At 73.2% G+C, this 15,628-nt stretch carries 15 protein-coding genes; 6 read left to right on the forward strand and 9 right to left on the reverse strand.

Translation table 11 applies throughout. From position 1 onward, the window contains the following. Window positions 1-5 precede the first annotated feature (5 nt). Window positions 6-416: a Fur family transcriptional regulator gene (locus tag ACFZAU_RS26635; RefSeq protein ID WP_499607630.1), complete on the reverse strand. Its 411-nt coding sequence runs from the start codon at window positions 414-416 to the stop codon at window positions 6-8. 381 nt (window positions 417-797) lie between these two features. Between ACFZAU_RS26635 and katG the strand changes: the two genes are divergently transcribed. Next, complete coding sequence (gene katG / locus ACFZAU_RS26640) at window positions 798-3,029, forward strand: catalase/peroxidase HPI (protein WP_500554262.1); 2,232 nt, start codon at window positions 798-800, stop codon at window positions 3,027-3,029. Between the two features lie 69 nt (window positions 3,030-3,098). Here the strand turns inward: katG and ACFZAU_RS26645 are convergent, their stop codons facing one another. From ACFZAU_RS26645 to ACFZAU_RS26665, 5 genes are all read right to left on the reverse strand, one after another. Beyond that, window positions 3,099-4,379 (reverse strand): DUF6986 family protein, encoded by a 1,281-nt coding sequence (locus tag ACFZAU_RS26645; RefSeq protein ID WP_500554263.1) that lies wholly within the window; start codon window positions 4,377-4,379, stop codon window positions 3,099-3,101. A 151-nt stretch (window positions 4,380-4,530) separates the two neighbouring features. Then, on the reverse strand, window positions 4,531-5,493 hold the full coding sequence (locus tag ACFZAU_RS26650; protein ID WP_500554264.1) for an electron transfer flavoprotein subunit alpha/FixB family protein: 963 nt from the start codon (window positions 5,491-5,493) through the stop codon (window positions 4,531-4,533). A gap of 40 nt (window positions 5,494-5,533) precedes the next feature. Beyond that, complete coding sequence (locus tag ACFZAU_RS26655; protein WP_500554265.1) at window positions 5,534-6,319, reverse strand: electron transfer flavoprotein subunit beta/FixA family protein; 786 nt, start codon at window positions 6,317-6,319, stop codon at window positions 5,534-5,536. 202 nt (window positions 6,320-6,521) lie between these two features. Then, the gene (locus ACFZAU_RS26660) at window positions 6,522-7,112 is read right to left on the reverse strand and encodes a flavin reductase family protein (RefSeq protein ID WP_500554266.1); all 591 of its coding nucleotides are present in this window, start codon (window positions 7,110-7,112) and stop codon (window positions 6,522-6,524) included. Window positions 7,113-7,326: 214 nt separating this feature from the next. Beyond that, complete coding sequence (locus ACFZAU_RS26665; protein WP_499603298.1) at window positions 7,327-7,740, reverse strand: thioredoxin family protein; 414 nt, start codon at window positions 7,738-7,740, stop codon at window positions 7,327-7,329. An 86-nt stretch (window positions 7,741-7,826) separates the two neighbouring features. Here ACFZAU_RS26665 and ACFZAU_RS26670 point away from each other — a divergent pair, with 86 nt between their 5' ends. Both ACFZAU_RS26670 and ACFZAU_RS26675 read left to right on the forward strand, forming a co-directional pair. Continuing rightward, complete coding sequence (locus ACFZAU_RS26670) at window positions 7,827-8,243, forward strand: DUF4395 domain-containing protein (protein WP_500466012.1); 417 nt, start codon at window positions 7,827-7,829, stop codon at window positions 8,241-8,243. A 140-nt stretch (window positions 8,244-8,383) separates the two neighbouring features. Further along, window positions 8,384-9,124 (forward strand): lysophospholipid acyltransferase family protein, encoded by a 741-nt coding sequence (locus ACFZAU_RS26675; RefSeq protein WP_499603300.1) that lies wholly within the window; start codon window positions 8,384-8,386, stop codon window positions 9,122-9,124. 79 nt (window positions 9,125-9,203) lie between these two features. Here ACFZAU_RS26675 and ACFZAU_RS26680 read toward each other — a convergent pair whose 3' ends face one another. Continuing rightward, window positions 9,204-9,830, reverse strand: a complete 627-nt coding sequence (locus ACFZAU_RS26680) for a transglutaminase-like domain-containing protein (RefSeq protein ID WP_500554267.1) — start codon at window positions 9,828-9,830, stop codon at window positions 9,204-9,206. Window positions 9,831-9,907: 77 nt separating this feature from the next. Between ACFZAU_RS26680 and ACFZAU_RS26685 the strand changes: the two genes are divergently transcribed. Continuing rightward, the gene (locus ACFZAU_RS26685; RefSeq protein ID WP_500554268.1) at window positions 9,908-10,933 is read left to right on the forward strand and encodes a DUF3048 domain-containing protein; all 1,026 of its coding nucleotides are present in this window, start codon (window positions 9,908-9,910) and stop codon (window positions 10,931-10,933) included. Between the two features lie 3 nt (window positions 10,934-10,936). Here the strand turns inward: ACFZAU_RS26685 and ACFZAU_RS26690 are convergent, their stop codons facing one another. Then, the gene (locus ACFZAU_RS26690; protein ID WP_499603303.1) at window positions 10,937-11,329 is read right to left on the reverse strand and encodes an STAS domain-containing protein; all 393 of its coding nucleotides are present in this window, start codon (window positions 11,327-11,329) and stop codon (window positions 10,937-10,939) included. Between the two features lie 131 nt (window positions 11,330-11,460). Next, window positions 11,461-12,585 carry a M24 family metallopeptidase gene (locus ACFZAU_RS26695; protein ID WP_500554269.1) on the reverse strand — a complete coding sequence of 375 codons (1,125 nt, stop codon included), beginning with the start codon at window positions 12,583-12,585 and terminating at the stop codon, window positions 11,461-11,463. A 71-nt stretch (window positions 12,586-12,656) separates the two neighbouring features. On the opposite strand from ACFZAU_RS26695, the gene ACFZAU_RS26700 reads away from it, so the two are divergent. Together ACFZAU_RS26700 and ACFZAU_RS26705 are read left to right on the forward strand one after the other, a co-directional pair. Continuing rightward, the gene (locus ACFZAU_RS26700; protein WP_500554270.1) at window positions 12,657-13,277 is read left to right on the forward strand and encodes a uridine kinase family protein; all 621 of its coding nucleotides are present in this window, start codon (window positions 12,657-12,659) and stop codon (window positions 13,275-13,277) included. A gap of 394 nt (window positions 13,278-13,671) precedes the next feature. After that, window positions 13,672-15,576: an AAA family ATPase gene (locus tag ACFZAU_RS26705; protein WP_500554271.1), complete on the forward strand. Its 1,905-nt coding sequence runs from the start codon at window positions 13,672-13,674 to the stop codon at window positions 15,574-15,576. Window positions 15,577-15,628 lie beyond the last annotated feature (52 nt).

Consider the following 15,628-nt stretch of genomic DNA (forward strand, 5'->3'; position numbering starts at 1 on the left):
CGCCCTCAGGCGCAGGACGGGCACAGCCCGCGGTAGGTGACCTCGGCCTCGGAGACCGTGAAGCCGAACCGCTCCGCGGCGGGGAGGTCGGCCAGCGGGTCCCCGGTCGGGTGGACGTCGCGTACGGTGCCGCACCGCGAGCACACGAGGTGCTGGTGCGGCCGGTGCGCGTTGGGGTCGTAGCGCTTGGCGCGGCCGTCGGTGGAGACCTCCATGACCTCCCCGAGGGAGACCAGCTCCCCCAGGGTGTTGTAGACGGTGGCCCGGGAGATCTCGGGCAGCAGCCGTGCGGCGCGGGCGTGCACCTCGTCGGCCGTCAGGTGCACGTGGTCGCCGTCGAGGACCTCCGCGACGACACGCCGCTGGGACGTCATGCGCCAGCCGCGCCCGCGCAGTCGCTCCAGCAGGTCGCTCATGTCTGCTCACCCGTTCAGCTCGGTGGACGTCCGGAATTCACCCCGTGGACGCGTCCGGGTTCTGATTGCCTATGGAATTGACGCTCTTCTTGACTTGGACTGCGTCCATCGTAGGATCGGTTCCGGCGCCAGCCAAGGGACAGGAAGACTCCAGTACGGCAGAAGAGAGAGACGTGACGGGACCACCGCCGAGCAGCAGCGCGGTGACGCCTGGAGGTCGCGGGCGCCCGCGTGCCACTGCCGCGGCCGGTCCGGCACCCCTCTCCCCCTGTCGTGCCGCCGGTGAGGCCCCCGTGCGCTCACCGCGGCGGCCCCCGCCCGAACGCGTCCGACGGCCCGCAGCCCTGAGCACCGTGATCCGCCAGGTCCGGAAGGATTCCCATGTCTGAGAACCATGAAGCAATCGTCACAGACCCCAAGACGGAGGGTGTGAACGGTTGCCCCGTCGCGCACGGGCGCGCTCCGCACCCGACCCAGGGCGGCGGGAACCGGCAGTGGTGGCCGGAGCGGCTGAACCTGAAGATCCTCGCCAAGAACCCGGCGGTCGCGAACCCGCTCGGTGCGGACTTCGACTACGCCGAGGCGTTCAAGGCCCTCGACCTCGCGGCCGTGAAGCAGGACGTCCTCGAGGTCCTGACGACCTCCCAGGACTGGTGGCCGGCCGACTTCGGCCACTACGGCCCGTTCATGATCCGCATGGCGTGGCACAGCGCCGGCACCTACCGCATCAGCGACGGCCGCGGCGGCGCGGGCGCCGGTCAGCAGCGCTTCGCCCCGCTCAACAGCTGGCCGGACAACGGCAACCTCGACAAGGCCCGCCGCCTGCTGTGGCCGGTGAAGAAGAAGTACGGCCAGAGCATCTCCTGGGCCGACCTGATGATCCTCACCGGCAACGTCGCGCTGGAGTCGATGGGCTTCGAGACGTTCGGCTTCGCCGGCGGCCGCGAGGACGTCTGGGAGCCGGAGGAGGACGTCTACTGGGGCCCCGAGTCCACCTGGCTCGGCGACCAGCGCTACACCGGCGACCGCCAGCTGGAGAGCCCGCTCGGCGCCGTCCAGATGGGCCTGATCTACGTCAACCCGGAGGGCCCCAACGGCAACCCGGACCCGATCGCCGCCGCGCGCGACATCCGGGAGACCTTCCGCCGGATGGCGATGAACGACGAGGAGACCGTCGCCCTCATCGCCGGCGGCCACACCTTCGGCAAGACCCACGGCGCCGGCCCGGCGGACAACGTCGGCGCCGACCCCGAGGCCGCCTCAATGGAGGAGCAGGGCCTCGGCTGGCGGAGCACCTACGGCACCGGCAAGGGCGCCGACGCGATCACCAGTGGTCTCGAGGTCACCTGGACCAGCACCCCGACCCGCTGGGGCATGGGCTTCTTCGAGAACCTCTTCCGCTACGAGTGGGAGCTGACGACCAGCCCCGCCGGCGCCAACCAGTGGGTGGCGAAGGACGGTGCCGGCGCGGGCACCATCCCGGACGCGCACGACGCCTCCAAGAGCCACGCCCCGACGATGCTGACCACGGACCTCTCGCTCCGGTTCGACCCGGTCTACGAGCAGATCTCGCGGCGCTTCCTGGAGAACCCGGACGAGTTCGCGGACGCCTTCGCCCGCGCCTGGTTCAAGCTGACCCACCGCGACATGGGCCCGGTCGTGCGCTACCTCGGTTCCGAGGTCCCGTCCGAGACCCTGCTGTGGCAGGACCCGCTGCCCGCACGGACGCACGAGGTGGTCGACGCCGCCGACGTCGCCGCCCTCAAGGAGCAGGTCCTCGCCTCGGGCCTGACCGTCCCGCAGCTGGTGTCCGCCGCCTGGGCGTCGGCCTCGTCCTTCCGCGGCAGCGACAAGCGTGGCGGCGCCAACGGCGCCCGTGTGCGCCTCGAGCCGCAGCGCGGCTGGGAGGCCAACGACCCCGACCAGCTCGCCGTGGTGCTGCGCACCCTGGAGGGCGTCCAGGAGTCCTTCAACGCGGCGCAGTCCGGTGACAAGCGGATCTCGCTGGCCGACCTCATCGTGCTGGCCGGCTCCGCCGCCGTGGAGAAGGCCGCCGCGGACGCCGGTCACCCGGTGGAGGTGCCGTTCACGCCGGGCCGTGTGGACGCCGCGCAGGACCAGACCGACGTGGAGTCCTTCGCCGCGCTCGAGCCGGCCGCCGACGGCTTCCGCAACTACCTGGGCAAGGGCCACCGCCTGCCGGCCGAGTACCTGCTGCTCGACCGCGCGAACCTGCTCACCCTCAGCGCCCCCGAGATGACGGTCCTCGTCGGCGGTCTGCGCGTCCTGGGCGCGAACCACGGGCAGTCCGCGCACGGCGCCTTCACCGCGACCCCCGGCTCGCTGACGAACGACTTCTTCGTCAACCTGCTCGACCTGGGCACGTCCTGGAAGGCGACCTCCGAGGACCAGTCCACCTTCGAGGGCCGTGACAACGTCACGGGCGAGGTCAAGTGGACCGGCACCCGTGCCGACCTCGTCTTCGGCTCCAACTCCGAGCTGCGCGCTCTCGCGGAGGTCTACGCGAGCGACGACGCCAAGGCGAAGTTCGTGACAGACTTCGTCGCGGCGTGGGCGAAGGTCATGGACCTCGACCGGTTCGACCTCGTCTGATCGTCCGCTCCGGCGGGACGTCCGGGCCGGCCCCCGCGGGGGCCGGCCCGGACCTGTTCGTGGGGGGCCTCAGGCACCGGGGGCCCGGCCGGCGAGGACGTCGAGGTCGGCGCGGCTGAGCCCGGTGGCGGCGGCGACCTCCGCGAAGTCCACCGCGCCGCAGTCGAGTCCGCGCAGCAGGTACCCGCTCAGCGCCCGGGCGGTGGCGGGTTCGTCCATGACGTCGCCGCCCGCCTTGGCGACGTACGCCGTGAGCCGGGCCGCCGCCGCGTCCAGACCCTCGCGGTAGAAGGCGTAGACCGCCGCGTACCGCGTGGGCAGATGGGCGGGGTGCATGTCCCAGCCTTGGTGGTACGCACGGGCCAGGGAGCGACGGACCAGGCCGTAGTGGAGCCGCCAGGCCTCGCGGACGCGGGGGCCCGGGCCGACGGGCAGCACATTGGTGGAGCCGTCGGAGAGCCGCACGCCCGTGCCGGCGGCCGCGACCTGCATGACGGCCTTGGCGTGGTCCGCGACCGGGTGGTCCATGGACTGGTACGCCGGACTGACCCCGCAGGCGGCGCTGTAGTCGAAGGTGCCGTAGTGCAGGCCGGTGGCCCGGCCCTCGGCGGCGTCGATCAGCCGGGCCACCGTGGCCGTCCCGTCGGGCCCGAGGATGGACTGGGTGGTCTCGATCTGGATCTCGAACCCGAGGCGTCCTTCCGCCAGTCCGTGCGCGCGCTCGAACTCCCCGGCGAGCCGGACGAACGCCGTCACCTGCTGGGGGAAGGTGACCTTGGGCAGGGTGAGCACCAGGCCCCCGGGCAGTCCGCCGGCGTCCATCAGACCGGTGAGGAAGACGTCCAGGGTGCGGATGCCCCGGTCGCGGACGGCGGCCTCCATGCACTTCGTGCGGATGCCGACGTACGGGGGTGCGGTCCCGTCCGCGACGGAATCCGCCACGATCCGGGCGGCGCGCGCGGCCGCCGCGTCCTCCTCGGCGTCGGGCCGGGAACCGTAGCCGTCCTCGAAGTCGATCCGCAGGTCCTCGACCGGCTCGCGCAGCAGCTTGGCCCGTACGCGGTCGTGGACGGGCACGGCGAGCCCGGGCGGCAGGCCCAGCACGCCGGCGAACCGCTCCGCGTCGGGCGCGTGCTCGTCCAGGGCGGCGAGGGCGCGCTCACCCCAGACACGCACGGTGTCGGCCGCGAAGGCGTCGCCGGGGACGTAGACGGTGTGCACGGGCTGCCGGGTGCCCGGGTCCCCGGGGTAGCGGCGGGCGAGTTCGGCGTCGACGGCGGCGAGCGAGGCGCCGATGTCCTGGTGCACCGCGTCGCCGAGCGAGGTGCGGACCGTCTCGTTCTGCGTCATCGGGCACCCTCCCGGTCTTCAACAAATCGTTGAAGCGAAGCTAACGCCCTCCCCTCGCACCGTCAACGACCCCCGGGGGAACGCCCGGAGCCCCGCGGTGCCGTGGTGGCGTCGCGGGGCTCCGGTGGGTGCTGCCGTCCGGTACCCGGGGTCAGCCCTTGCGGGCGGTGACCTCCTCGGTCAGCTGCGGCACGACCTGGAACAGGTCACCCACCACGCCGTAGTCGACCAGCTCGAAGATCGGCGCCTCCGGATCCTTGTTGACCGCCACGATCGTCTTCGACGTCTGCATCCCCGCACGGTGCTGGATCGCACCCGAGATACCCGCCGCCACATACAACTGCGGCGACACCGCCTTACCCGTCTGACCCACCTGATTGGTGTGCGGATACCAGCCCGCGTCCACCGCGGCGCGGGAGGCGCCCACGGCCGCGCCCAACGAGTCCGCCAGCGCCTCGATCACCGCGAAGTTCTCCGCACCACCCACACCACGACCACCGGACACCACGATCGCCGCCTCGGTCAGCTCCGGACGCCCCGTCGCCTCCCGCGCCGTCCGCGCCACCACCCTCGTCCCCGACGCCAGCGCACCGAACTCCACCGTGAGCGCCTCCACCGCACCCGCGGCCGCCACCGGCTCCACCGGCGCCGCATTCGGCTTCACCGTGATCACCGGCGTGCCCGTCGTCACCCGCGACCTCGTGGTGAACGACGCCGCGAACACCGCCTGCGTCGCCACCGGACCCTGATCACCGGCCACCACATCCACCGCGTCCGTGATCAGACCCGACCCCAGCCGCAACGCCAGCCGCGCCGCGACCTCCTTGCCCTCACCCGACGACGACACCAACACCGCCACCGGACCCACCACCTTCGCGGCGGCCTCCAGCGCATCCACCTTCGGCACCACCAGATACTGCCCGAACTCCGCCGCCTCACTGACCAGCACCCGCGTCGCACCATGCCCGGCCAGCACCTCGGCGGTCGACCCCGCACCGGCACCCAACGCCACCGCCACCGGCTCACCCAGCCGCCGCGCGATCGTCAGCAGTTCGAGGGTCGGCTTGCGGACCGCACCATCCACATGATCGACAAAAACCAGGACTTCACCCATGGGACTACCTACTCCTGTGACTTCGAGGGAAAGTGGCTGCTCAGATGAACTTCTGGCTCACGAGGAACTCCGCGAGCTGCTTGCCGCCCTCGCCCTCGTCCTTCACGATCACACCCGCGGTCCGCGGCGGACGCGCCACCGCCTCATCGACCTTCGTCCACGCACCCGCCAGACCGACCTGCTCCGCATCGACCCCGAGGTCGGACAGGTCCAGGGACTCCACCGGCTTCTTCTTCGCCGCCATGATCCCCTTGAACGACGGATACCGCGCCTCACCCGACTGATCCGTCACCGACACCACCGCCGGCAACGACGCCTCAAGCTGCTCCGACGCGGAGTCACCATCACGGCGCCCGCTCACCACACCACCGGCGACCTTCACCTCCGACAACAACGTCACCTGCGGCACACCCAACCGCTCCGCCAGCAACGCCGGCACCACACCCGCCGTGCCATCCGTCGACGCCATCCCCGTCACCACCAGATCGAACCCCGCATGCTCGACCGCCTTCGCCAGCACCAGCGACGTCGCCATCACATCACTGCCGTGCAACCCCTCGTCCTCGACATGCACCGCCCGGTCCGCACCCATCGACAACGCCTTGCGCAACGCGTCCTTCGCATCCGCCGGACCCACCGTCACCACCGTCACCTCAGCGTCATCCGACGCCTCAGCGATCTGCAACGCCTGCTCCACCGCATACTCGTCCAACTCGGACAGCAGCCCGTCCACCGCATCCCGATCCGTCGTCAGATCCCCCGCGAAATGACGATCCCCCGTGGCATCGGGCACGTACTTCACCGCGACAACGATCCTCAAGCTCACGCTGCTCTCCTACTGCTGCATGGGTACGTCAACTGCCCTTCGGAGGCAGCATAGGCGCCTTCGACGGCGGCTCCCTGCCGGGACGCACGGGCGCTCCGCCAGAAATATTACTCGCCAGTACAGCCCTCGGTGCGCCCGCGGGCAAGGGCCGCGGGCTGTGACCTTGCCGACGCCGGACCCGCCGAAGGGCCCGGTACGGGGCTCAGTGGCGCAGCGCGTTGTAGCGGCCGTGGTGGTAGAGCAGCGGGCGGGCCGCCTCGCCCTCGGGGGCGCCCGCCACGGCCTGGGCGACGACGATGCGGTGGTCACCGGCGGGTATGCGGGCGAGGATCCGGGCGACCAGCCAGGCCTGGACGTCCTCCAGGAGCGGTACTCCGTACGGGCCGGGTCCCCACGCGGTGGGCGGCGCGAAGCGGTCGGCGCCGCTGCGGGCGAAGGTGGCGGCCACCTCCTCCTGGTGCTCGCCGAGGATGTGGACGCCCACATGGGTGGCGTCCGCGACGGTGCGCCAGGCCGAGCTCGTGCTGCTGATCCCGAAGGACAGCAGGGGCGGCTCGGCGGAGACCGAGGTGAGGGACGTGGCCGTGAAGCCGGCGGGACGGGTGCCCGCCGCGGTGACGACCGCGACCCCGGCGGCGTGCCGGCGGAAGACGGCACGGAAGGCCGCCGGGTCGAAGGTGTCGGTCACGGCGGGAGGCGGGGGCAGCGGGACCGCCGCGGGGGCGGGGATCGAGGTCGGCACGGCGCCGAGGGAGCCGGCGGCCGGCGTGCCGAGGCCGGGGGAGACGGTCATGGAGTTGTCCTTCGTCGCGCTGTCGAACCGGAGGGGTGAGGGATCCCGGGCACTCAACGGTCGTGACAGCGGGCGCTCGCGTGCCGACCGAGGTCGACGTCGAAGCGGGAGCAGAGAAGGAGGTCGTGCGACATGTCGTCAGACTGACGATCGGACCGGCGGCGCGTCAAGGGCGCACCGGCAGGTGGGACCGGGCTCATACGCGGCGCGCGGTTCACACGGCGGCGCCGAGCGCCGCGATGACGTCGGCCTTGCGCGGCGCGCCCGACGCGCGCCGCACCACGGTGCCGCGGGCGTCGAGCACGAGCACGGTCGGCGTCCTGACGACGCCCAGCCGGCGGACGAGGTCGAGGTGGGCCTCGGCGTCGATCTCCACGTGCCGTACGCCGTCGACCATGCCGGCCACCTCGTCGAGGGTGCGCCGGGTGGCCCGGCAGGGCGCGCAGAAGGCGGTGGAGAACTGCAGGAGCGTGGCCCGCTCCCCGAGTTCCGCGCCGATCTCACCCGCCGTCAGCTGCTGCGCCGCGTCCTTGTCCCGCACCCGTACCCTTCCGTCCCTGCGTTTGTGGAGGATGCCGAAGATCCCCGTCGCCACGAGCACGGCGACGCACACCACCAGTCCCGTCACGTCCGTCCTCCCGTCGCTGCAGCGTTCACAGGACCGCCATGATTCCCGGGGGTCCGGACGGGGTCCGGTCCGGAATCATGGCCCCCATGAGTCCTCATGCCATTGATGCCCGCGGACCGCGCTTCGGCGCAAGCCTGACCGCCGTGGTCCTGGCCGCCGTCCTCGTCACCGGCAGCGCCTGGCTGCTGGCCGTCCAGGCGCTGGTGTTCGCGGTCGGCGCCGCCGCGGGTGTGCAGAACTCACCGTACGGCCTGCTGTACCGGGTGGCGGTGCGGCCCCGGCTGGGGCCGCCGGCGGAGACGGAGGACCCGGCGCCGCCGCGGTTCGCGCAGGCGGTGGGACTGGCGTTCGCCGTCGTCGGGCTCGCCGGCTTCGCCGCGGGGTTCGCCTGGCTGGGCCTGGCGGCGACGGCCTGCGCGCTCGCGGCGGCCTTCCTCAACGCGGCGTTCGGCTACTGCCTCGGGTGCGAGGTGTACCTGCTGCTGCGTCGTACGACCGGGTGACGTGACGAGAATCTCGCCGCACGACGGGCACGCGGGATGACACGGCACCCGTTTACCGGGCACGATCAGCCGGCGGCCGGAAACCTACGGCCGCGTAACTTCCGCCGGGGGCCACCCCCTACGAAGAAGGGGCCCCAGCCATGGCCGAACTCGTCTACCCACCCGTCATCGGCTTCGCCCGGACCATGTTCAAGGTGCAGGGACTGCGCTTCGACATCTCCGGCACCGAGAACGTGCCGAGCAAGGGCGGCGCGTTGCTCGTGAGCAACCACATCGGCTACCTGGACTTCGTGTTCGCCGGGCTGGCGGCGCTCCCGGCCAAGCGGCTGGTGCGTTTCATGGCGAAGGAGTCGGTCTTCCGGCACAAGGTGTCCGGTCCGCTGATGCGGGCCATGAAGCACATCCCGGTGGACCGCTCCGAGGGCATGCACGCGTACAAGCACGCCCTGACGGCGCTGCGCGCGGGGGAGATCATCGGGGTGTTCCCCGAGGCGACGATCTCGCAGTCCTTCACGCTCAAGTCCTTCAAGTCCGGCGCCGCGCGCCTGGCGATGGAGGCGGGCGTGCCGCTGCTGCCGGTCGCCCTGTGGGGCACGCAGCGGCTGTGGACCAAGGGCCAGCCGCGGCAGCTGGGCCGCAACGGATTCCCCATCTCCATCCGGGTGGGCGAGCAGATGACGCCGCACGAGAACGAGAAGCCGGGCGCGCTCACCCGGCGCGTGCGGCTGCGGATCCAGGAGCTGCTGGAGGACGCGCAGCGGGTGTACACCGGGCGCCCTTCGGGTCCGCACGACCACTGGTGGCTGCCCGCACACCTGGGCGGCAGCGCCCCCACGGCCGAGGACGTCGCCGCCCGGGAGCGTGCCGCGACGGCGGAGTGACCGGGGGCGGGGGCCTCACCGGCCCGTTCGCGACGGCCGCCGCACCGGCCCGAACCTCCGCGGGAGGGCGGCGGGTTCCTCACCGCTCGCCTCGCTCCTGCGGGCCGGGCAGCTCGGTGGGCAGCAGCCGCCACAGGTGCGGCCGGTCGACGGCCCGCCGCAGGGCGGTGAGGACGACGGACGGCGGGGTGGCGTAGAGCCCGGGGTAGTCGCGTTCGCCGAGTGCGGGGCGGGGCACCCAGGCCAGCCGTTCCTCCGCGAGGGAGAACCGCGCGTCGACACCGGGCTTGTTGCCGCGCGGGTCCTGCCGGGCCCAGCGGTCGTGACCGGGCGGCTTGAGGGCGACGAGCCCGTGGACGAGGGGATCTCCGCCGTCGTCGTCGGTGAGTCTCTGATAGCACAGGCCCGCGGGGATGCCCTCGGCCCGCAGCAGCGCGGTCAGGGCGTGGGCCTTGGCGTGGCAGATGCCGGTGCGCAATTCCAGGACGTCGGAGGCGCGCCAGGTGACGCGCGGGTCCCCGGAGTCGGCGGAGTGGGGGATGGCGTCGCGGACGAAGTCGTAGGCCGCTTCGGCATAGCCGTACGGATCGGGGGCCTCCGCCCGAAGCCGCGCGGCGGTCGCCCGGACCAGCGGGTGGCCGTGGTCGATCACTTCGTCCGCGGCGAGGAAGGCCGTCTCGTCCGTCGTCTGGGGTACCGGCTCCATGTGGCGGATACTAGGAATACGCACAGCGGTTCGGCAATCGACTTTTCCGTGGGCAGCATACGTATGCAGCAACGGGGGTGGCCGTCGTGGCCCGAGCACCCGGACGTCCCGCGAGAGCGGCGGTCCTGGTCGTGCTGGCCGTGTTCGCCGTGGTCCTGGTCGGCCGGGGCTGTGGCGGCCCCGAGCGGACGCCCGGTGGGCCCTCCTCGGCCCCGACGGGTTCGGCACCCGGCGCCGGTGCGGTCGCCCGCTCGCCCTTCACCGGTCTGACCGGGCGCACCGGCGGGCCCGTCCTCGCGGTGAAGATCGACAACGTGGGGCCCGCCCGGCCGCACACCGGGCTGGAGCGGGCCGACCTGGTCTACGTGGAGCAGGTGGAGTCCGGCCTCACCCGGCTGCTCGCCGTCTTCTCCTCGCAACTGCCCGACCGCGTGGGCCCGGTGCGCAGTGCCCGCGAGTCCGACCTGGAACTGCTCCGCCAGTTCGGCCGCCCGGCCCTCGCCTTCTCCGGCGCGCAGTCCCGGCTGCTGCCGGTGGTCGCGGCGGCGCCGGTGCACGACGTCTCCCCGGCCCACGCCCCCGGCGCCTACGTGCGCGACGTCTCGCGCCCCGCCCCGCACAACCTGTACGCCACCCCGCAGCGGCTGCTCGCGGAGGCCCCGGACGCCTCGGCCGCCCGCGACATAGGCTTCCGCTTCGGCGCCGCACCGCCCGGTGGCGCCCCCGAGCGCGACCGGACCGTGCGCTTCCCGAACGGCTCGGTGGGCCTGCACTGGTCGGCCGGGGACGGCCGCTGGCTGGTCTCGTTCGACGGCGACCCGGCCACCACGACCGACGGCGGCAGGCTCGGGGCGCCGACGGTCGTGGTCCAGTACGTCACCGTCCGCTCCTCGAGCCTGCACGACCGCTGGGGGAACACCTCCCCGTACAGCGAGACCGTGGGCGACGGGCGCGCGGTGGTGCTGCGCGACGGCACGGCGTACGACGCCCGGTGGTCACGGCCCGACGAGGCCGGGGGCACGCGCTTCACGACGCCCGACGGGCAGCCGGTGAACTTCGCCCGCGGCCCGGTCTGGGTCGTGCTGGCGCCGCTGCCGGGCTGAGTCTCACGCTATGGCGCCGTCCGCCGCGGGGGGATCGGGGGCACCCGGCCCGACCAGCGCGGAGGCCAGGTCGTCGTGGACGGTGAAGACCCGGATGGTCCGGGTGAGCCGCAACAGCCGCAGCACGCACGGGCTGCCGCCGACGATGCCGAAGCGGCCGCCGCGGTCGAGGGCCCGCTTGCGCGCCCGGATCAGCACCGACAGGCCGCTGCAGTCGATGAAGCTCACGCCGCGCAGGTCCACCACGACGTCGGGCCGCGGCCCGGCGGTGACCGCGTCCAGCCGCGCGACCGCGTGCACGCCGGCGCACAGGTCGAGCTCCCCCGTCAGTTCCACCACGGTCGTGCCGCCGACCGTCCACTGCCGTACCCCGAAGTCATGCTCGTCGTCGAACATGCCCGGCCCCCCGACTGCCGCTTCCTGCTGGGCCCCTGACGCGCCGTGTGCGCCGCGCGCGGCCGACGCGCCGCGCACACCGTCGCGTGTACGGAATACCCCCCTGCCGTACCGGGAGTCAACACATCGGACTAAACAGACAGGACGACCAGGTCCCGGGAGGTCTGGTTGAGCCGTTCCCCGCCCCCGGGCGTGCACACGGCGATGTCCTCGATGCGGGCGCCGAAGCGGTCCGGGAGGTAGATGCCGGGTTCGACGGAGAAGGCCATGCCCGGCTCCAGCGGGCGGGAGCTGCCCGCGACGATGTACGGCTCCTCGTGCGTCTCCAGCCCGATGCCGTGCCCGGTGCGGTGGATGAAGTGCTCGCCGTAGCCCGCAGCGGCGATGATGTCCCGTCCGACCGCGTCGAGTTCCTCGGCGGTGACGCCGGGGCGGACGGCCTCGGTCTGGGCGTGCTGGGCGCGCCGCAGCACCTCGTACATCTCCCGGAACTCCGCGGGCGGTTCACCGACCGCGTAGGTGCGGGTGGAGTCGGAGCAGTAGCCCTCCCGCGTGGTGCCGCCGATGTCGACGACGACCGGGTCGCCGGCCCGGATCACCCGGTCGGAGACCTCGTGGTGGGGGCTGGCGCCGTTCGGGCCCGAGGCGACGATGACGAAGTCGACGGTGGCGTGCCCCGCCTCGAGGACGGCGTCGGCGACGTCCCGGGCGACCTCGCGCTCGGTGCGTCCGGCCCTGAGCCACTCCCCCATCCTCCGGTGCACCCGGTCGATGGCGCCCGCGGCCCGGCGCAGCGCCTCGGTCTCCGCGGGCGACTTGCGCATCCGCAGTTCGCGCAGCACGTCGCCGGCCAGGCTCTGCTCGGCGTCGGGGAGGGCCGCGCGGAAGGCGAGCACCTTCTCGGCCCACATGTGGTTGTCCACGGCCACCCGCGCGGTTGCCTGCGGCAGCCGGCCGGCGACCAGGGCGTACGGGTCCTCGGTCTCGCCCCAGCCGACGACGTCGACGCCGAGCGCGCCCAGCGGTGACGCCTCGGCGCCGGGCCGCTCCAGGTGGGGCACGACGAGAAAGGGGGCGCCGAGCACCGGCAGCGCCAGGCACACCAGGCGCTCGGTGAGGTGGGCGTGGTAGCCGGTGAGGTAGCGCAGGTCGGGGCCCGGCGAGACGAGCAGCGCGTCGAGTCCCGCGTCGGCGGCGGCCTTGCGGGCGAGTTCGAGTCGCTCCGGGGGGTACAGGGATGCTGCGGAGTCGGTCACGACTCTTACCGTAGACGCCCCTGGCACCCGCCGCAGTCGCTTGCCTCGGCGCAGGTCGTAGGCTGGCCCCGATGGACCACCACACCGCCCCCGGGGCGCTCCGCGCGCTCGCCGCCCGGCTGCGCGCCCTCCCGCCGTCCTGCGGGCGCGTCCGGCTCGTGGCCGTGGACGGCCACGCCGGATCCGGCAAGACGACCTTCGCCGCCGCGCTGTCCGCCGCGCTGGACGGCGCTCCCGTCGTCCACCTCGACGACCTGGCCACCCACGAGGAATTGTTCGGGTGGACCGGGCGGCTGCGCGAGCAGGTGCTGGAGCCGCTGCGCCGCGGTGAGACGGCCCGGCCCGCCGGGTACGACTGGGTGGCACGGCGGTTCGCGACGACGCTGGAGGTGCCACCGGCCCCCGTGGTCGTGCTGGAGGGGGTGGGGGTGGGCCGCCGTGAGCTGCGCCCCTGGCTGGCCGCCCTGCTCTGGCTGGAGATGTCGCGGGAGACGGCACGCGAGCGCGGCGAGCGCCGGGACGGCCCCGGGCTGGCCGGCTTCTGGGCCGGCTGGATGCGCGCGCAGGACGCGCACTTCGCCGCCGACCCGTCCAGACCCTTCGCGGACCTGCTGGTCCACCAGCGCCCGGACGGCTACGAACTGAGGGAACAACCCGCCCGGAGCCCCCTCACCAGCACGCTCCGTCACTGACCGTGACCGCTCGCAGCCGGTGCGCTGCGGCCGTCCGGCGACCGCCCGAGCGGTGCCGGAAGGTGGCTTGACCCGGGGGTCGTACAGGACTTACGTTCTGAATGCGCGGTCACCGTCGACCGCGCCCCAGACGCGAAGCCCCCGGTTGTTCCCCCGTGACCGGGGGCTTCGTTCTGCCCGCGACGGGTGATCCGGCCCCGTACGGCAGCGAGTTGCTCACCCAACGTCACCGTCCGCGTCGCTCTACGGTCCACCAGGCCTGCGCGGGTACCATGCCAACGGGTACGCCGCTCTGGGAAGGTGGCGCTTGCCTGGCACCAACTCCCGCTTCACGTAACCTGGTTGAAGCGGCGTACGGCGGGCGGCACCGGGGGGAACGGCTGGTGGGGACCTGATGGACTTCGGCACAGAGCATTCTGGCGCCCCCGCCGATCTCGCCTGGCTGCGGGCCGTCGAGGCCTACACCGTGGGCGCGTACCCCCAGGCCGAGGAGGAGTTCCGCGTCGCGGTCCGCCTCGACCCCGGCATGGCGGACGCCTGGCTCGGGCTGCACGCGCTGCGGGCCGACACCTCCACCGCGCTGCTGCAGATGCACCGGCACCGCGACCGCTTCGGCGAGCAGCGCAGCGCGCACCGCCGGTCGATGAACTCCTGGTACTGGCTGGGCTGGTGGGTCCAGCCGGTGCTGGAGACCCGCCGCGACCTGCTGCTCGCGCACGCCTCGCACTGGCTCGACGGCCGCCACATCGCGGAGCTGGACCGGGCCCTGGCGGAGTGCCCGCCGATCGACACCGATCCGCACGTCCGCTTCCTGCACGCCTGCCGGGCCTACCTGGTCAAGGACTGGGACCAGTTGGTCCGCCACACCGAACCCCTCCTCGGCGACCAGGTGCTGGGCATCGAGGCCGGGCTGTTCGGCGGCATGGCCCGGGTCCGGCTGGAGCTGTACGGGCAGGCCGAGCCGCTGCTGTCGACGGCCCTGATGCGCTGCCGCAGCGAACAGCCGCAGCGCAAGGAGCTCCGCTACTGGCTGGCCCGCGCGTACGAGGGCACCGGCCGCACCGCCGCGGCGCTCCCCCTGTACCAGGCCGTGCACCGCGTCGACCCGGCGTTCATGGACACCGCCGCCCGGCTCGCCGCGATCGACGAGTCCGACGGCCTGACCGACGGGACGGCCGACCTGGCCCCGGTCACCCTGCAGGGGTACGGCCAGACCGGGCCCGAGGCGCTGCCGCCCGACCCCGATCCGCTGGACGCCCGGACCGGGGCGGCCGCCATGCCGGGCGGCCTCGGGGCGGGCTCGATCCTGGACGACCCGCTGGGCGCGGTCGGCCCGATCGACGACGACATCCGGGAGAAGGCGATCCTGCCGGTCTCCCCCGTCCCGCCGCAGGTCCCGGTCGCGGCCCCGGACCCGGTGCTGCTCTCCCAGGCGCTGGCCGAACTCGACCGCATGGTGGGCCTGGAACCCGTCAAGCGCCAGGTGCGCGCGCTGTCGGCCCAGTTGCGGATGGCGCGGCTGCGGTCGGGACAGGGCCTGCCCGTGCAGCCGCCCAAGCGGCACTTCGTCTTCTCGGGGCCGTCGGGCACCGGCAAGACGACGGTGGCGCGCATCCTCGGCCGGGTCTTCTACGCCCTCGGCCTGCTGGGCGGCGACCATCTGGTCGAGGCCCAACGCGCGGACCTCGTGGGCGAGTTCCTGGGGCAGACGGCCGTCAAGGCCAACGAGCTGATCGACTCCGCGCTCGGCGGGGTGCTCTTCGTCGACGAGGCCTACGCGCTGTCCAACTCCGGCTACAGCAAGGGCGACGCCTACGGCGACGAGGCGCTGCAGGTCCTACTCAAGCGCGCCGAGGACAACCGGGACCGCCTTGTCGTCATCCTCGCCGGCTACCCCGAGGGCATGGACCGCCTGCTGGCGGCCAACCCCGGCCTCGGCTCGCGCTTCACCACCCGGGTCGACTTCCCCAGCTACCGGCCGCACGAGCTGACCAGCATCGGCGAGGTCCTCGCCGCCGACAACGGGGACCGCTGGGACGACGAGGCCCTGGAGGAGCTGCTCGCCATCAGCGGCCACGTCGTCGAGCAGGGCTGGATCGACGAGCTGGGCAACGGGCGCTTCCTGCGCACCCTGTACGAGAAGAGCTGCGCCTACCGGGACCTGCGGCTGTCCGGCTACGCGGGACATCCCTCCCGGGACGACCTGTCCACGCTGCGGCTGCCCGACCTCATGCAGGCCTACGGCGAGGTGCTCTCGGGCCGCGGCCCCGGGCTGCCGCCGCCCGAGCCCCTGGAGTGACGACGCGGGAGGGGCCCGGGCACCCGTGGCCCGGACCCCTCCCGCGTCGGTT

Source organism: Streptomyces sp. NPDC008238, from assembly GCF_042956445.1.
Lineage (GTDB): Bacteria > Actinomycetota > Actinomycetes > Streptomycetales > Streptomycetaceae > Actinacidiphila.

Excerpts from the sequence above, each read along its gene's own strand:
- ACFZAU_RS26635 (WP_499607630.1), bottom strand. The coding sequence starts at position 416 with ATGAGCGACCTGCTGGAGCGACTGCGCGGGCGCGGCTGGCGCATGACG.
- katG (WP_500554262.1), top strand. The coding sequence starts at position 798 with ATGTCTGAGAACCATGAAGCAATCGTCACAGACCCCAAGACGGAGGGT.
- ACFZAU_RS26645 (WP_500554263.1), bottom strand. The coding sequence starts at position 4,379 with ATGACGCAGAACGAGACGGTCCGCACCTCGCTCGGCGACGCGGTGCAC.
- ACFZAU_RS26650 (WP_500554264.1), bottom strand. The coding sequence starts at position 5,493 with ATGGGTGAAGTCCTGGTTTTTGTCGATCATGTGGATGGTGCGGTCCGC.
- ACFZAU_RS26660 (WP_500554266.1), bottom strand. The coding sequence starts at position 7,112 with ATGACCGTCTCCCCCGGCCTCGGCACGCCGGCCGCCGGCTCCCTCGGC.
- ACFZAU_RS26670 (WP_500466012.1), top strand. The coding sequence starts at position 7,827 with ATGAGTCCTCATGCCATTGATGCCCGCGGACCGCGCTTCGGCGCAAGC.
- ACFZAU_RS26675 (WP_499603300.1), top strand. The coding sequence starts at position 8,384 with ATGGCCGAACTCGTCTACCCACCCGTCATCGGCTTCGCCCGGACCATG.
- ACFZAU_RS26680 (WP_500554267.1), bottom strand. The coding sequence starts at position 9,830 with ATGGAGCCGGTACCCCAGACGACGGACGAGACGGCCTTCCTCGCCGCG.
- ACFZAU_RS26690 (WP_499603303.1), bottom strand. The coding sequence starts at position 11,329 with ATGTTCGACGACGAGCATGACTTCGGGGTACGGCAGTGGACGGTCGGC.
- ACFZAU_RS26700 (WP_500554270.1), top strand. The coding sequence starts at position 12,657 with ATGGACCACCACACCGCCCCCGGGGCGCTCCGCGCGCTCGCCGCCCGG.
- ACFZAU_RS26705 (WP_500554271.1), top strand. The coding sequence starts at position 13,672 with ATGGACTTCGGCACAGAGCATTCTGGCGCCCCCGCCGATCTCGCCTGG.